General features: G+C 62.3%; 14 protein-coding genes. 6 read left to right on the forward strand and 8 right to left on the reverse strand.

The genetic code is table 11. The features are described 5' to 3' along the window. The first annotated feature begins 30 nt into the window (after positions 1-30). The 3 genes from KRX51_RS08220 to KRX51_RS08230 are packed head-to-tail and all read left to right on the forward strand — an operon-like array spanning position 31 to position 2380. Positions 31-873 carry a metal ABC transporter solute-binding protein, Zn/Mn family gene (locus KRX51_RS08220; RefSeq protein WP_218362663.1) on the forward strand — a complete coding sequence of 281 codons (843 nt, stop codon included), beginning with the start codon at positions 31-33 and terminating at the stop codon, positions 871-873. Continuing rightward, a complete protein-coding gene (locus KRX51_RS08225; protein ID WP_370625076.1) occupies positions 870-1568 on the forward strand; it encodes a metal ABC transporter ATP-binding protein in 699 nt (232 codons plus the stop codon). The genes KRX51_RS08220 and KRX51_RS08225 overlap by 4 nt, the downstream gene beginning before the upstream one ends. After that, positions 1568-2380: a metal ABC transporter permease gene (locus KRX51_RS08230; protein ID WP_218362664.1), complete on the forward strand. Its 813-nt coding sequence runs from the start codon at positions 1568-1570 to the stop codon at positions 2378-2380. The genes KRX51_RS08225 and KRX51_RS08230 overlap by 1 nt, the downstream gene beginning before the upstream one ends. Here KRX51_RS08230 and KRX51_RS08235 read toward each other — a convergent pair. The 5 genes from KRX51_RS08235 to KRX51_RS08255 are packed head-to-tail and all read right to left on the reverse strand — an operon-like array spanning position 2343 to position 7308. Next, positions 2343-3566 (reverse strand): hypothetical protein, encoded by a 1224-nt coding sequence (locus tag KRX51_RS08235; RefSeq protein ID WP_218362665.1) that lies wholly within the window; start codon positions 3564-3566, stop codon positions 2343-2345. The genes KRX51_RS08230 and KRX51_RS08235 overlap by 38 nt on opposite strands. Further along, entirely contained in the window at positions 3559-4383 is an 825-nt protein-coding gene (locus tag KRX51_RS08240) for a DNA adenine methylase (RefSeq protein WP_218362666.1), read from the reverse strand. The genes KRX51_RS08235 and KRX51_RS08240 overlap by 8 nt, the downstream gene beginning before the upstream one ends. Further along, on the reverse strand, positions 4383-5330 hold the full coding sequence (rlmB, locus tag KRX51_RS08245; RefSeq protein WP_218362667.1) for a 23S rRNA (guanosine(2251)-2'-O)-methyltransferase RlmB: 948 nt from the start codon (positions 5328-5330) through the stop codon (positions 4383-4385). The genes KRX51_RS08240 and rlmB overlap by 1 nt, the downstream gene beginning before the upstream one ends. Then, positions 5331-6728 (reverse strand): cysteine--tRNA ligase, encoded by a 1398-nt coding sequence (gene cysS, locus KRX51_RS08250; RefSeq protein WP_218362668.1) that lies wholly within the window; start codon positions 6726-6728, stop codon positions 5331-5333. Positions 6729-6759: 31 nt separating this feature from the next. Next, the gene (locus KRX51_RS08255) at positions 6760-7308 is read right to left on the reverse strand and encodes a CarD family transcriptional regulator (RefSeq protein ID WP_218362669.1); all 549 of its coding nucleotides are present in this window, start codon (positions 7306-7308) and stop codon (positions 6760-6762) included. Positions 7309-7452: 144 nt separating this feature from the next. On the opposite strand from KRX51_RS08255, the gene KRX51_RS08260 reads away from it, so the two are divergent. Both KRX51_RS08260 and radA read left to right on the forward strand, forming a co-directional pair. Beyond that, entirely contained in the window at positions 7453-8160 is a 708-nt protein-coding gene (locus tag KRX51_RS08260) for a hypothetical protein (RefSeq protein WP_218362670.1), read from the forward strand. 4 nt (positions 8161-8164) lie between these two features. Continuing rightward, complete coding sequence (gene radA / locus KRX51_RS08265; protein WP_218362671.1) at positions 8165-9520, forward strand: DNA repair protein RadA; 1356 nt, start codon at positions 8165-8167, stop codon at positions 9518-9520. On the opposite strand, the gene KRX51_RS08270 is transcribed toward radA, so the two are convergent. Beyond that, a complete protein-coding gene (locus KRX51_RS08270) occupies positions 9521-10198 on the reverse strand; it encodes a hypothetical protein (RefSeq protein WP_218362672.1) in 678 nt (225 codons plus the stop codon). Continuing rightward, entirely contained in the window at positions 10195-10839 is a 645-nt protein-coding gene (locus KRX51_RS08275; RefSeq protein WP_255549573.1) for a carbonic anhydrase, read from the reverse strand. Before KRX51_RS08275 ends, KRX51_RS08270 begins: the two co-directional genes overlap by 4 nt. Positions 10840-10870: 31 nt before the next feature. Between KRX51_RS08275 and KRX51_RS08280 the strand changes: the two genes are divergently transcribed. Next, complete coding sequence (locus tag KRX51_RS08280; protein ID WP_370625077.1) at positions 10871-11755, forward strand: A/G-specific adenine glycosylase; 885 nt, start codon at positions 10871-10873, stop codon at positions 11753-11755. A 15-nt stretch (positions 11756-11770) separates the two neighbouring features. On the opposite strand, the gene KRX51_RS08285 is transcribed toward KRX51_RS08280, so the two are convergent. Then, the gene (locus KRX51_RS08285; protein WP_218362674.1) at positions 11771-14344 is read right to left on the reverse strand and encodes an ATP-dependent Clp protease ATP-binding subunit; all 2574 of its coding nucleotides are present in this window, start codon (positions 14342-14344) and stop codon (positions 11771-11773) included. Between the last annotated feature and the right edge of the window lie 450 nt (positions 14345-14794).

A 14794-nucleotide genomic window follows, 5' to 3' on the forward strand; every position in this document is an offset into this window, starting at 1 on the left:
CTTTTTTCATCTCGTGTTTGAATATGGAATATGACACGCCACCTCATCTGCATTGTTGCTGCCACGAGCCTGCTGGCAGGCTGCTCCAGCGCCCCGGACAGCACCGAAGCCGCCAATGACGACGCCATCACCACCCGCGTTGTTACCTCAACGACCGTGTGGGGCGATGTCGCCAACGTCGTCCTGGCCGGCCAGGACACCATCTCGGTGCGCCCCATCATCTCTGGGCAGGACATTGACCCGCATTCCTACGAGCCCACCGCCGCGGATATGGCTCTGGTTGAGGACGCCGATGTGCTCGTCGCCGGCGGCGGCCACTATGACCTGTGGCTTACCGAAGCCGCGATGGACACCGACGCGAAGGTCATCGTCGCCCTCGATGAGGACGAACAAGTCGAAAACGAGCATATTTGGTACGACACCGACGCCTTAGAGGAGGTCGCCGAGGAGCTTGCCGACGCTGTCGGCGCCGGCGACCCCGATGCCGTAGATGAGCGCGTCGATGAGATCAAGAAGGCGAAGTCGAAGGTCGGCGAGATCCGGGTAGCCCAGACTCACCCGCTTGCCGACGGCATCCTCGACGGCACTGATGCCATTGAGGCCACCCCGGAGGGTTTCCGTAAGGCCACCTTGGCCGAATCCACCCCGTCGGCACGCGATGTGCAGGCCTTCCTGGAACTGATCGATTCCGGCGACCTGGATGTGCTGATCGATTCCCCGCAGACCACCGACCAGGTCTCCAAGCGCCTGCGCGAAACCGCTGAGGCCAAGGGCATCCCGGTGGTGGAGGTGTACGAAACTCCGGCCGAGGGACAGAATTTCTTCGACCTGTACCTCCAGACCGTCCAAGCACTGCAGGCCATCGACGAGTGAGCGTTTTAACCTGCCGCAATGCGGCGATGGCGCCACTGTGGGAAGGCCTCGACTTTGCGGTTGCCGCCGGTGAGTTCTTGGCCGTATTGGGGCCAAACGGGGTCGGCAAATCCACATTATTGACCGCCGCCCTGGGGCTGCGGCCGCTCACCGGTGGTTCTATTAGCACCACCGGCCAGGTGGGGTATATCCCCCAGCAGAAAATGTTCGACCCACAGCTGCCGATGCGGGCGCGGGATCTGGTGGCGCTCAGCGGCGACCACGGCATTATCCGACGCCGCCGCGACCGGGCTGCTGTTGCCGCACTCGAACACGTCGGCGCTGGGCATTTACTTAACCGCCGGGTGGGTGCCTTATCCGGTGGACAACAGCAGTTGGTGCGGCAAGCGCAGGCTTTTGTGCGCAACCCGGACCTGCTGTTGTGCGATGAGCCGCTGCTCAGCCTGGACCCCACCGCGCAGGCCCGCACGGTGGAGCGGTTTGACCAGCGGCGGCGCGAATACGGCACTGCGGTGGTGTTTGTCACCCACGGCATTAATCCCATTCTCGATGTGTGCGACCGGGTGCTCTATCTCACCGATCACGGGCATCGGGTCGGCCCGGTCCGCGAGATCATGACCTCAGAAACCCTGTCCGAGCTGTACCAATCCGATATCACCGTCGCTGAGGTCGAAGGGAAGCTGGTGGTGCTGTGATGGTGGAACTGTTGTCCGTTGGGTTCGTGCAGTCAGCACTTATTGCCGCAGCGATCTTGGGCATAGTCTCCGGCGTCATTGCCCCACTGGTGGTGATGCGTTCGATGAGCTTCACCGTGCACGCCACCTCTGAGCTGGCGCTCATGGGCGCTTCAGCCGCACTGCTGCTGGGGGTATCTGTTGGTGGTGGCGCCATTGTCGGTTCGGTTTTGGCCGCGGCGGTACTCGGGGTGATGAGCAGGCGTGGTGATGACGCCGCCGTCGGTGTGCTGTTGAGCTTCGGACTGGGCCTGTCGGTGCTGTTCATTCACCTCTACCCGGGCCGGACCTCGACTGCGTTTGCGCTACTCACCGGCCAGATCGTGGGTTTGACGTCCGCCTCAGTGAAGGTCCTGGCCGCGGTGGCGATCGTGGTGGTGCTCACCGTGGCGGTGTTCTGGCGGCCATTGCTTTTTGCCTCAGCGGACCCACAATTAGCTGCGGCGACCGGGGTGCCGGTGAAAACAATGTCGGCCCTGTTCGCGGTCCTGGCTGGGCTCACTGCCGCCCAGGGAGTGCAGATCGTTGGTGCCTTGCTGATCACCGCGCTGCTTATCACCCCCGGCGCGGCGGCGGTACAGGTGACTGCTTCCCCACTGCGGGCGATGGTGTTATCCGTCGTTTTCGCCGAGTTGGCCGCTGTGGGTGGTGTGTTGCTGTCCTTGGCGCCCGGGATGCCGGTCAGTGTTTTCGTCACCGGCATTTCCTTTTTCATCTACGTGGTGTGCCGGGTGATCAACACAGTTCAGGGCCGACGTCTAACGCGTAGCTAGCCGCCTCCTGCTCGTGCAACCAGTCCATCCAGGCCTGCACGGTGCGGGCACGGCGGCGGATGGTGTTCCCGCTGAGTCCGGGGGCGGCCTCGGCGACGACAGTTTCCGGGTCCACACCGGCAAGGGCCCGGCGAAATGGGGTCAGCGCCAGGATCTGTTTAGCCACCACCAGGGACCGGCGTGGGGCGGGTAGGTCGATAAGTTCGCGGCCCACGTCGGTAAGCCGGTCACCGTCAAGGAACCCCAGGTAGCGGGCCGCATTGAGGTAGTAGGCGGACTGGCGCGGCACGAAGGCCTGCTCCTCGTACAGCAGATCTGAATCGGTAGTTCCCGCGGTGACTATGCGGATCAGGCGGTCGATGGAATCGGCCTGCGGGAACGGCAGATCGGGCGGGCGGCGCGCTGGTTGCCCGGCTGCGAGCTCGGTGAGGGAGGTGTCCCGCCAAGAAGTGAAGACGTAGCGGGATTGGCGTAATTCGCGGATGGAGCCGTAGTCGTGGGGGTCGGTGAATTCGAACTCGACCAGGCGCAGGCTTGAATCACCCACAATGAGGTACATCGGCCGGATAGGTTTGCGGTACTGGGCCGATAATGCCCGGTAGGGGTAGTAGAGCTGCCGGGTGACGAAGGTGCCGTCGCCTTCGCGTTTAGCCTCGATAAGCAGGATGGATTCGGGACATTCCACGACGGCGTCGATTTCCATCTGGGCCCCGGAGACAGAGATATCGGTCTTGGACCCGATGGTGAAGTCGAAATCACCGCTGCCGCGCCGGCCGAAGAAGGTCACCGTGGCGTTTTCTTCCTGGGCGAATTGCGCTAAGGCCCCGGAGGAATGCAGGACGAACAGCGCCGCGGTCTCCCCCAACCCCGATCGCGCGGAGACGGTCTCTAGTGCGGAGATATCCGGCAAGGCCTGGGCGGGGCCTGCGGGGGCGGGCATGGTGGAAAACATCTCGAAGTGCCCGATGACGTAGCGGCCACGGGCGACCGGAAGAATTCCCCACTTATGCTCGACGAATGGTGCGGGCAGCTGCCCACGGTGATCAATCTTGGCCATCAGCCGAGGTTCACGGTGGCCGTAGCGTTTCAGCTCGTCGGCAGTGACGGTGGCTAAGCTGCCGCCGGCGGTGCGCCCCGGCAGGTCAAGGGCGTCGCACACACGCTGCCAGGCATCGTCATTAAGCATAATTGCGCACTAAAACCTCGTTGACTTTGCCGCGGCGGGAAGCATTGGAATTGATCGCGCGACCAGCTTTGACGATATCTACCCGGTAGGTGGCGTAGAGCTCTCGGATGAACTCAGTTGCTGAGTTCGAGAGCAAGAAATACACACCCCGGCGGTCGAGATCATCACAGACTTCTTTGAGTCGCTGTTGCTCTTTTTTGCCGAATGCGTCCTGGGCGTAGCTGGTGAAATTCGCGGTATCGCTGACGGTGTCATAGGGCGGATCGAGGTAGACGAAATCGCCGGGTTGCGCGGCGGCGCAGGTCTGTTCAAAAGACGCCACGTTAAAGCTAACGTCGGCGCTGCTGAGGTAATCGTGAACTGCGCGCAGTCCGTCCTCGTTGACGATATTTGGGGAGACATAACGCCCGTAGGGGACATTGAATTGGCCCTGCCGGTTGACGCGGTGCAGCCCGTTATAGCAGGTCTTATTGAGGTACAACATGCGTGCGGCACGGTCCACAGCGGGGCGGCCAGCAAAACCGGGCTGCCGATCCCAGGCGCGCACCAGGTAGAAGTGTTCCTCACTGTGCTGGGCAGCATGAGTGCGCAGCCGGTCGATGACGGCATCGACATCATCGCGGATCACTTCGTAGAGCTCGATGAGTCCTGCGGTGATATCCCCCACCACAGCACGTTCGGGCGCGAGGTCGAAAAGTACCGCCCCGCCACCAATAAAAGGCTCTAGGTAGCGGCCATAGTCCTCGGGCACACGGGAGCGAATCTCGGGCAGGAGCTGGCGTTTACCACCAGCCCACTTGATGATCGGCGCGGGCACTACTTCAGAGCAGCCCGACGCTGTCGCGCGAATTCGGACAGGGTGACACCAGCCGCGACGGAGGCATTGAGCGACTCCACACCAGCCGACATCGGGATCGAAATGATGGTGTCGCAGGTCTCCCGGACGAGGCGGGACAGGCCCTTGCCTTCAGAACCGACCACCACGACCGTGGGGGTGGTGCCATCGTAATCGTCGAGGGTGCAGTCCCCACCGGCGTCGAGACCAACAACCTGGTAACCAGCCTTCTGCAATTCCTTCAGGCTACGCACCAGGTTGGTGGCACGGGCGACGGGAAGGCGTGCCGCCGCACCAGCGGAGGTACGCCAGGCCACACCTGTCACCGCAGCGGAGCGACGCTCCGGGATGACCACACCGTGGCCACCGAATGCGGCTGCGGACCGGATAACCGCACCGAGGTTGCGTGGGTCGGTGATGTTGTCCAGACAGACGATCAGGCCCGGGCGCCCCGAGGACTCTGCACGCTCCAGCAAGGTCTGCACATCGGCGTACTGGTACGGCGGAATCTGCAGGCCAATTCCCTGGTGCATGGAGTTGCCGACCATCTGGTCAAGCTCATGGCGCGGCAATTCAGTAATGGCAATGCCCCGGTCGCCGCAGACACGCACTGCCTCAGTCAGCCGCTCATCATTATCGGTGCCCAGTGCGACAAACAACTGGGCCGCGGGGACCTTCGCCCGCAGGCATTCGACAACTGGGTTGCGGCCGACAACAAGCTCAGGGCCTTCCGGCTTTTCGTGGCGGCCCTGGGCGCGCCGACGCTGCTCCATTTTGCGCTGGTGGGCCTTGTGGTAGACGCGATCTTCGGCCTTAGGGGTGGGCCCTTTGCCGCGCAGGCCACGCCGACGGGCGCCGCCACTACCGGCTTCGGGGCCCTTCTTATTGGTTTTACGGGTCGCGCCTTTGCGCTTGGAATTGCCTGCCATTTAGTTCTCCTCGCCGGACAGCGCCCACTGTGGGCCGTCCGGGGTGTCAGTGACCTCAATGCCAGCATGTGCCAGCCGGTCGCGTACCGCATCGGCAGTTGCCCAATCCCGCTCAGCACGGGCGGCAGTACGTAATTCAAGTTGTTCCTGGACCAGGATATCCAGCGCGCGGTGGGCGCCATCATCATCGCTGCTGGCACTGGCCCACTGCTCAGCGCAGGGGTCAAAGCCCAAAATGGCGCACATGGCGCGCACCTGGCCGGCGACCTGTGTCGCCTCGGCGGAACCGTCGGCAAGCAACTGATTGCCACGGCGCACCGCATTGTGGATCTCCGCCAGCGCCCGCGGCACCGCCAAATCAGCATCCATCGCAGCACTGAACTCGGCAGTCGGCTCGCCGATGGCGACGGCACCAACGCGCTGCAGGAATGCCTCGATCCGGCGGTAGCCGGCTGCGGCCTCCTTCAGGGAATCCTCCGAGTACTCCAACACACTGCGGTAATGAGCGCTGCCAAGGTAGTAGCGCAGCTCCACCGGGCGCACCATCTCCAGCATGTGGTCCACCGACAGCACATTGCCCAACGACTTCGACATCTTCTCGCCAGCCATGGTCACCCAGTGGTTATGCATCCAGTACTGGGCGAAACCATCACCGACCGCATGGGACTGGGCGATCTCGTTCTCATGGTGCGGGAACTGCAGATCCAACCCGCCACAGTGAATATCGAATGTGGCGCCCAAATAGTACGTAGCCATCGCCGAGCACTCGAGGTGCCAACCGGGGCGACCAGCACCCCACGGGGTAGGCCACGACGGCTCACCCGGGCGGGAAGCCTTCCACAGGGCGAAATCATGCGGACCGCGCTTACCACGCGACTCCGGCTCCCCCTGCTCCATCTCAGCAACCCGGTTACCTGAGAGATGGCCGTAATCAGAATCCTGCGCAGCCGACCAGGCAGCCACATCGAAGTAGACCGAACCGTCGGCAGCGTAGGCGAAGCCAGCGTCGATAAGCCGCTGCATGTACTCCACCATCTGGGTGACGTGGCCAGTAGCGCGCGGCTCAATACTCGGCGGGATGACCCCTAAGAGGTTATAAGCATCAGTGAAGGCACGCTCGTGGGTAGACACCCACTCCCACCAGGGCCGACCATTTTCAGCGGCCTTGGTGAGGATCTTGTCATCAATATCGGTGACATTGCGCACGAAGGCAACGTCATATCCCTTAGCTTCCAACCAGCGCCGCAGAACATCAAAAGCGACGCCAGAACGCAGGTGGCCGATATGCGGCTTGGCCTGCGGAGTGGCACCGCATAGATACACCGACGCATGGCCTTCGCGTAGCGGTGTGAAGTCCCGCAGCGTGCGGGTGGCGGTGTCGTAAATCTGGAAAGTCACGCCCACGAGCATAGCGGGCGCCCGGACATCCTTAACGCGCGTCTAGGTCGACAGCCTCAACAGGCTCATCCGGCTCACCGATCGTGGCATGCCGCTCGATGGTGGCCTGGATCTTCGTGGTCAGGTCAGTGACCTTTTCCTCGTCGATACCTTCGGCCAAAGCAAGCTCACCGACAAGCACCTGACGAGCCTTAGAAAGCATGCGCTTCTCACCGGCGGACAGGCCCTTGTCCTGGTCGCGGCGCCAAAGGTCACGAACAACCTCGGCAACCTTATTAATATCGCCGGAACCAAGACGTTCCTGATTGGCCTTATAACGGCGCGACCAGTTGCCTGCCTCTTCGACGTCAGTCTCCCGCAGCACAGCAAAAACCTTGCGCAGGCCATCTTCACCGACGACGTCGCGCACGCCGACGAGCTCGGCGTTTTTGGCCGGAACTTGGATGCTCAAGTCGCTTTGGAGAATCTCCAGGACCAGGTAATCGACCGTTTCTCCGCCCATCTCACGCTGGACGATGTCCTCAACCTTGGCTGCCCCGTGATGCGGGTAGACGACGGTATCGCCGACCTTAAACTCCATGTACGTACACGCCCCTTTCAACGGCCACCCAGAATAGCACGGGCATTTATTACCCCCAGCCCTACACAGGTAATATGAGAAGAAGCTATAAGGACGTTAAGGTTGTAGGAAATCACCTACCTTCCCCATGGAGGCTCCGTAGTTATGACCCTCAAGTCGGCAGCCCGCCGCGGCACCATCGCCACCGTTGCTTTTGTTAGTGCTCTGGGACTGGCCGCGTGCAGCTCTGGCCAGATTTCGCAGACCGCTGATCAGGTCGCCGCTGTCGACGGTGCCCAGAATGAACAGCCCGCCATCCCCGGTGGCATCGCCATCCGTGACGCTCAGGTTGTTATTGATCCGGGCACGAACGACGCAGCCCTGAAGTTCACCGCCGTGAACCAGGAACGCTCCGATATCACCTACACCCTCAAGTCGGTCTCCGTCGAGGGCGCTGGCGATGTCAAGCTCAGCCCGAAGGCCAAGACCAAGGGCGCTGCCGGCTACGACAAGCAGGACCTGGAGATCCCGCATGGTTGCTCCCTGGTCGCCACCACCGCCCGCGATATCGACGTCATCGCTGAAGGCGCGGAGGACAACGGCAGCTGCATTAACTACCTCATCACCGACCTGGACAGCTCCACCCTGGTCGGCTCCGACTCCAGCGCTGCGGGCCTGAACCGCACCATCACCTTCACCTTCGCCGACAACACCGGCAAAATCGAGACCATCGAGGTCTTCAGCACCGTCTCCGCCTACATCCCGGACGCCGGTAGCGCCGACCGTGAGCACCGCGACCGCGGCAAAGAGGACGGTAAGCACCACAGCAGCGACCACAAGACCGGCGAGCACAAAAACGGCGAGCACCACTAAATAATTGGCGAAAAAGGGCGCGGACTACCGGTGTTCCTCCTGCGGGCACCGAGTTTCTAAGTGGGTAGGACGCTGTCCGTCCTGCGGCAGCTGGGGCACTCTCGAGGAGGCCCCAGCTGCCGCTTCGGTGTCTTCAGGGGGTCTACGCACTGGTTCCGGGGCCGCCACGGCACGGCCAATAACCGGCATCGACCCCAATGAGGCCAAAGCAATCCCCACCGGCATCGGTGAACTCGACCGCGTTTTAGGCCTCGGCGTGGTCCCCGGCTCAGTGCTGCTCCTCGCCGGCGAACCCGGCGTCGGAAAGTCCACCCTCCTCCTTGAGGTTGCCCACCGCTGGGCAGCGGCCGGAAACAGCGCGGCCCTCTACGTCACCGGGGAGGAATCCCCCGGCCAGGTGGCACTTCGCGCACAGCGCACCGGCGCACTGCACGACAATCTGCTGCTGGTGGCCGATACCGATATCTCCCGAGTCATCGAAGCGGCCCTCGAACAACGCCCCGGCTTACTCATCGTGGACTCAGTCCAGACCATGCAGGCCACCGGGGTCGAAGGCACCCGAGGGGGTGTGGCCCAAGCCCGTGCGGTCACCGCCGCCCTGACCTCCTTAGCCAAGGAGTCCGGCATCGCGGTGCTGGTCGTAGGGCATGTGACGAAAGACGGCACCGTCGCCGGCCCCCGCACCATGGAACACCTGGTGGACGCGGTCCTCAATTTCGAAGGCGACCGCCATAGCGGACTGCGCTTCCTACGCGGCATCAAAAACCGTTTCGGCGCCACCGACGAGGTCGGCTGCTTTGAACAAACCACCGACGGAATCCGGGAAGTCCCCGACCCCACCGGCCTGTTCCTGCATCACCGCAGCCCCGCCCCCGGTACCGCCATCACCGTCGCTGTCGATGGGCGCCGCCCCCTGCTCGCCGAGGTACAAGCCCTTGTTGTGGATACTCAGCAACACAATCCGCGGCGCAATGTGACCGGGCTGGACCCACGACGAGTGCCGATGATCGCGGCAATTATGCAGCAGCACGGCGGGTTGAAAGCCCTGGCGGACCGGGAATTACACGTCGCAACGGTCGGCGGCATGCAACTGAATGAACCCGCCGCAGACCTGGCCATCGCGATCGCTATCGCATCCTCGGCGGCGGATAAAGCAGTCAGCGCGAAAACCATTGCGCTTGGCGAGTTAGGGCTGGCCGGGGAGGTACGTCGGGTGCCCGATATTGACCGTAGGCTCAAAGAGGCCGCACGGATGGGCTTCACCCGCGCCATTGTCCCGCAAGGCGCAGATGTGCCCGCCGGGGTGCAGGCAGTGCGCGTCGGCACCATAGCCGAGGCACTTTCCGCCACCGTCGGCTAGTTAGCGCAGGTTAAACGTGTACGGCTCAGTATTGCGCTCACCGACTAGGCCATACACCAAGTAGCCGCCGGCAGGTGCGGGCTGACGCTCACTCGACGAGCACGCCCCCGGGGCGGAGCCCAGGCGGGACCAACGCACGGTGTAGACGACTTCTTCCTCCGGGGCGATGGTTTCTACACCAGTGCCCTCGGACTCGTGGCAATCCAGGTCGGACCAGATGCGGGAATAGTCGACCATATTGAACACCTCGAAGCGAAGAGTCTGCTCATCGAGGTTGATCGTGCAATCACCGCGGGTGGGGTTATAGAGAGTCAGGCTGAACTGTGGATTCTGGTCGGCCGAATAAGTCGGCTGGTCAGACTCAATGCTCAGCTGAATATCGCCGGGCTCGCACTCGTCCTTGTCGATGGTTTCTCGCGTCGACGTGGTCTCATACGGGGCGGCAACAGTGGACTCTTCGTCCTTCTCACCTGGGACAGTGGTCACTTCAGAACCATCAGTGCGAGTGGCAGTGACCTTGGGGGTATTGGCTGCCTGTTCGGTGTCGGTATCGGTCTCGTCACCAGAGGTGCTGCATTTCACCAGGGCGACAATCACGAGCAGCAGTACGGCAAGCAGGGCAATTGCCGCAATACGGCGCCGACGGTAGACCTCGGGGGGAAGCTGCTGATTCGTCACTTCTTCAGACTAACGGTCTCATCGGCGGAACTGATGTCGACTCCCCGAGCAACTACAGGTTGCGCCAATCCGTCGGAAAGCCGGTAGCGCATCCCCACCACACCGACGGTGCCATCGGCCAGGTGCTGCTGGATCTCCGGGGAACGGTCAATGAGGTGTTCCACAATCTCGGCGACATGGCGGGACTCGAATTCGTGCCCGGCGGTCTGCCCATCGCGGCGGGCCGCCAACAGTGACGGGGTGACTTTCTCAATCAGCACCCGCTGAAAACCGGAAGGCATCTCCCCGCCGAGCAGCGCAGAATGGGCGGCCTTCACCGCGCCGCAGGACTCATGGCCGAGCACACAGATCATGGGCACCCCCAAGCTGACCACGGCGAACTCCAAGGAAGCGAGCACGGATAGGTCCGTGATTTGTCCGGCGGTGCGGATCACGAACAGGTCGCCGAGGCCTTGGTCGAAGATGATTTCTACCGGCACCCGGGAATCCGAACAGGCCAGAACAACAGCCTTAGGGTGCTGTCCGCTGGTGAGTTCACTGCGGCGGGTGGAATTCTGCTGCCGGCGCGCGGACTCGTCCCGCATGAATCGGAGGTTGCCCTCTTGTAATTCCTGCCAGACGCTTTGGGGGGTGCGAGTCATGCTTCCCATTGTGCGTGATTAGGCTCACCACGTGCCTAATTCGGACAAGACAACACCACTTGACCCACACACGGTCATTGACTGGTTCGCGATCCACGCCCGCGACCTGCCGTGGCGACGTCCGGGCACTACCGCCTGGGGTGTGCTGGTCAGCGAGGTGATGAGCCAGCAAACCCCAGTGTCCCGGGTGGCGCCACAGTGGGTGGAGTGGATGAACCGGTGGCCGCGGCCAAGTGATCTTGCCGCCGCGCAGCGTGCCGACGTTATCCGCGCCTGGGGCAAGCTTGGGTATCCACGGCGCGCCCAGCGCTTACATACAGCCGCTGAGGCAATCGCCACCCAGCATGGCGATATTGTCCCCCACAAGGTGGAAGACCTACTGGCGCTGCCTGGGATAGGCGATTACACCGCCCGCGCGGTGGCGGCTTTTGCCTATCACGCGGATGTGCCGGTGGTTGATATCAATGTGCGCCGCGTACTGCGCCGCCATGAGCAAGGTGTGTTCTTGCCGGGTGCGCACCGCCCGGCTGATCTGAAGCTGGTTGCACAATTGCTTCCCGACGGGGACGCCGCGACGTTTTCGGCCGGTTTGATGGAGTTGGGCGCGTTGGTGTGTGTTGCGCGCACCCCAAAGTGTGGGCAATGCCCACTGCGGGCGACTTGTGCCTGGCGGGCTGCGGGGTGCCCCCAACCCAGTGCTGAAGAGTTGTCGAAGAAGCGGGTGCAGAAATTCACCGGCACTGACCGACAGGTGCGTGGGTTGTTGATGGATGTGTTGCGTGGGGCGGAGTCCCCGGTGGAACGAAAAATGCTCGACGCCGTCTGGGACGACGCCGAGCAAAGAGATCGGGCATTGGAATCGCTGCTGGCCGATGGGTTGGCGCAGCGCGATGAGAGCGGGCGGTACCGGCTCTGAACCGGTACCTATCCCCTACTCTTCGGAGTTCAGCTCCTCGTTGGCTTGCTCCACGGTGGCGGTGTCCACGTCGGGCTTGTCAGCGGCGTCTTCGACCTCAGCGGAGGTGGTGATGAAGGTGAAGCCTTCTTCGCCGTCGACATCAACGGTGACGGTATCGCCAAGGCCGACCTCGCCGTAGAGGATCTGCTCGGAGAGCTTATCTTCCACTTCACGCTGGATGGTGCGACGCAGCGGGCGGGCACCCAGCACGGGGTCGAAGCCACGCTCGGCGAGACGTTCCTTCGCCGCGTCGGAGACCTCCAGGGCAATGCGCTTTTCGACCAGCTGGTTGCGCACTCGGTTGAGCATGAAATCAACCATCTCGATGATCTCGTCCTTCGACAGCTGCCGGAAGACGACGACCTCGTCGATACGGTTTAAGAACTCAGGCCGGAAGTGCTTCTTCAGCTCGTCGTTGACCTTGCTCTTCATCCGCTCGTACTGGCCTTCGCGGCTGGATTCACCAGCACCGGAGAAGCCCATACCCACGGCCTTGGAGATATCCGAGGTACCCAGGTTCGAGGTGAAGATCAGCACGGTGTTCTTAAAGTCCACCACGCGGCCCTGGCCGTCGGTAAGCCGGCCGTCTTCAAGCACCTGCAGCAAGGTGTTGTAAATCTCCTTGTGGGCCTTCTCGATCTCGTCGAAAAGCACCACGGAGAACGGGCGGCGACGAACCTTTTCGGTGAGCTGACCACCCTCGTCGTAGCCGACGTAGCCGGGAGGCGCACCGAAGAGGCGGGAAGCGGTGAACTTGTCGTGGAACTCACCCATATCGATCTGGATGAGCGCGTCTTCCTCACCGAAGAGGAACTCGGCGAGAGCCTTGGACAGTTCGGTCTTACCGACACCGGACGGGCCGGCGAAGATGAACGAACCGGAGGGGCGCTTCGGGTCCTTCAGGCCAGCGCGGGTACGGCGGATAGCGCGGGAGACCGCGGCAACAGCCTCGTTCTGGCCGATGATGCGCTTGTGAAGTTCGTCCTCCATACGCAGCAGTCGGGAGGACTCTTCCTCGGTGAGTTTGAACACCGGGATGCCGGTCCAGTTGGCCAGCACCTCCGCAATCTGCTCTTCACCGATTTCAGAGATCACGTCGGACTCACCGGCGCGCCACTTCTTTTCCCGCTCGCGACGTTCCTCACCGAGGGTGCGTTCGGTATCGCGCAAACCAGCGGCCTTCTCGAAGTCCTGGGCGTCGATGGCTGCTTCCTTCTCGCGACGCACGTCGGCGATACGGCTATCCATCTCCTGCAGTTCCGGCGGAGCGGTCATGCGCTGGATGCGCATCCGGGCGCCGGCCTCGTCGATGAGGTCAACAGCCTTATCCGGCAGGAAGCGGTCGTTGATGTACCGGTCCGACAGGGTTGCTGCAGCAACCAGTGCGGAGTCCGTAATCGAGACTCGGTGGTGCTGCTCGTATTTATCGCGCAGGCCCTTGAGGATGTCGATGGTCATATCGAGCGTGGGCTCGGGCACGTTGACCGGCTGGAAGCGGCGTTCCAGTGCGGCGTCTTTCTCGATGTGCTTGCGGTACTCATCGAGGGTGGTGGCACCGATGGTCTGCAGTTCACCGCGAGCCAGCTTTGGCTTCAAAATGCTGGCGGCGTCGATAGCGCCTTCCGCAGCACCGGCACCAACGAGAGTATGAATCTCGTCGATGAACAAGATGATGTCGCCACGCTGGTTGATTTCCTTGAGGACCTTCTTCAGGCGTTCCTCAAAATCACCGCGGTAGCGGGAGCCGGCAACCAGGGAACCCAGGTCCAGCGAGTACAGCTGCTTATCCTTGAGCAGCTCCGGGACCTTGCCATTAACGATGTCGAGAGCCAGGCCCTCGACCACAGCGGTCTTACCGACGCCGGGCTCACCAATGAGCACCGGGTTGTTCTTGGTGCGCCGGGAAAGCACCTGCATGATGCGTTCGATTTCCTTCTCACGGCCGATGACCGGGTCCAGCTTGCCTTCCCGGGCGGCGGCGGTGAGGTTGCGGCCGAACTGGTCAAGCACCAGGGAACCGGACTGCTGGCCGGCTTCGGTGCTGCGCGAACCTGCGGTGGCGCCGACGGGGCGGGACTGGTCCCCGGATCCCTCGTCGGAATCCTGGCCTTGGTAGCCGGAGAGCAGCTGGATAACCTGCTGGCGCACGCGCGGCAGGTCCGCGCCGAGCTTGACCAGCACCTGGGCGGCTACTCCCTCACCCTCGCGGATGAGGCCGAGCAGGATGTGCTCGGTGCCGATGTACTTATGGCCTAACTGGAGGGCCTCACGCAGCGAGTACTCAAGTACCTTTTTGGCGCGCGGGGTGAAGGGGATATGGCCATTGGGCGGCTGGGCGCCGCGGCCGATGATCTCGACGACCTCGTTGCGCACTGCTTCTAGAGAGATCCCCATCGATTCCAGTGCCTTGGCGGCGACACCATCACCTTCGCTGATGAGGCCGAGCAGAATGTGCTCAGTGCCGATGTAGTTGTGATTGAGCTCGCGGGCTTCGTCCTGTGCCAGGACGACAACACGGCGGGCGCGGTCAGTAAACCTCTCGAACATCGGAACTCCTATAGGCGTCGGGGCTTTTACTGAGCTTAACGACGCCTAGGGCAACAGTCGTCCTTCCTGCCGTACGCCGATAGCGAACACCCAGCTAGAGGGCTTATTCGCAGCAGACGAAGCCGATTCTGGCCCGCTTCTGGTCCAGGTACTGGTAGCTGGTGGCGCTGGTATTAGGTCCATTAGGGGGTAGTCGACCCCCATTGCGCCACCCAGGTTCGTTATTGGGCCCAGGTGCACCCCGAGGCGCTCCACATACCTGTGCCTGCAGGCGCTTCAGCTGGGGAAATGGGCATGACAACGCTATGTAGCGCTGCGCCCTGACACTGCCTTAAGGCGGTGTATGCGCCCTGCTATATCGCTTTGTTTGTGACGTGCATTACAGATTTTATTTCAAAACCTTTAAAAGTTATGCAGATCACATCTAGAGTTATTACGAAGTATCTTCAC

It is taken from the genome of Corynebacterium sp. TAE3-ERU12, from assembly GCF_019209905.1.
Lineage (GTDB): Bacteria > Actinomycetota > Actinomycetes > Mycobacteriales > Mycobacteriaceae > Corynebacterium.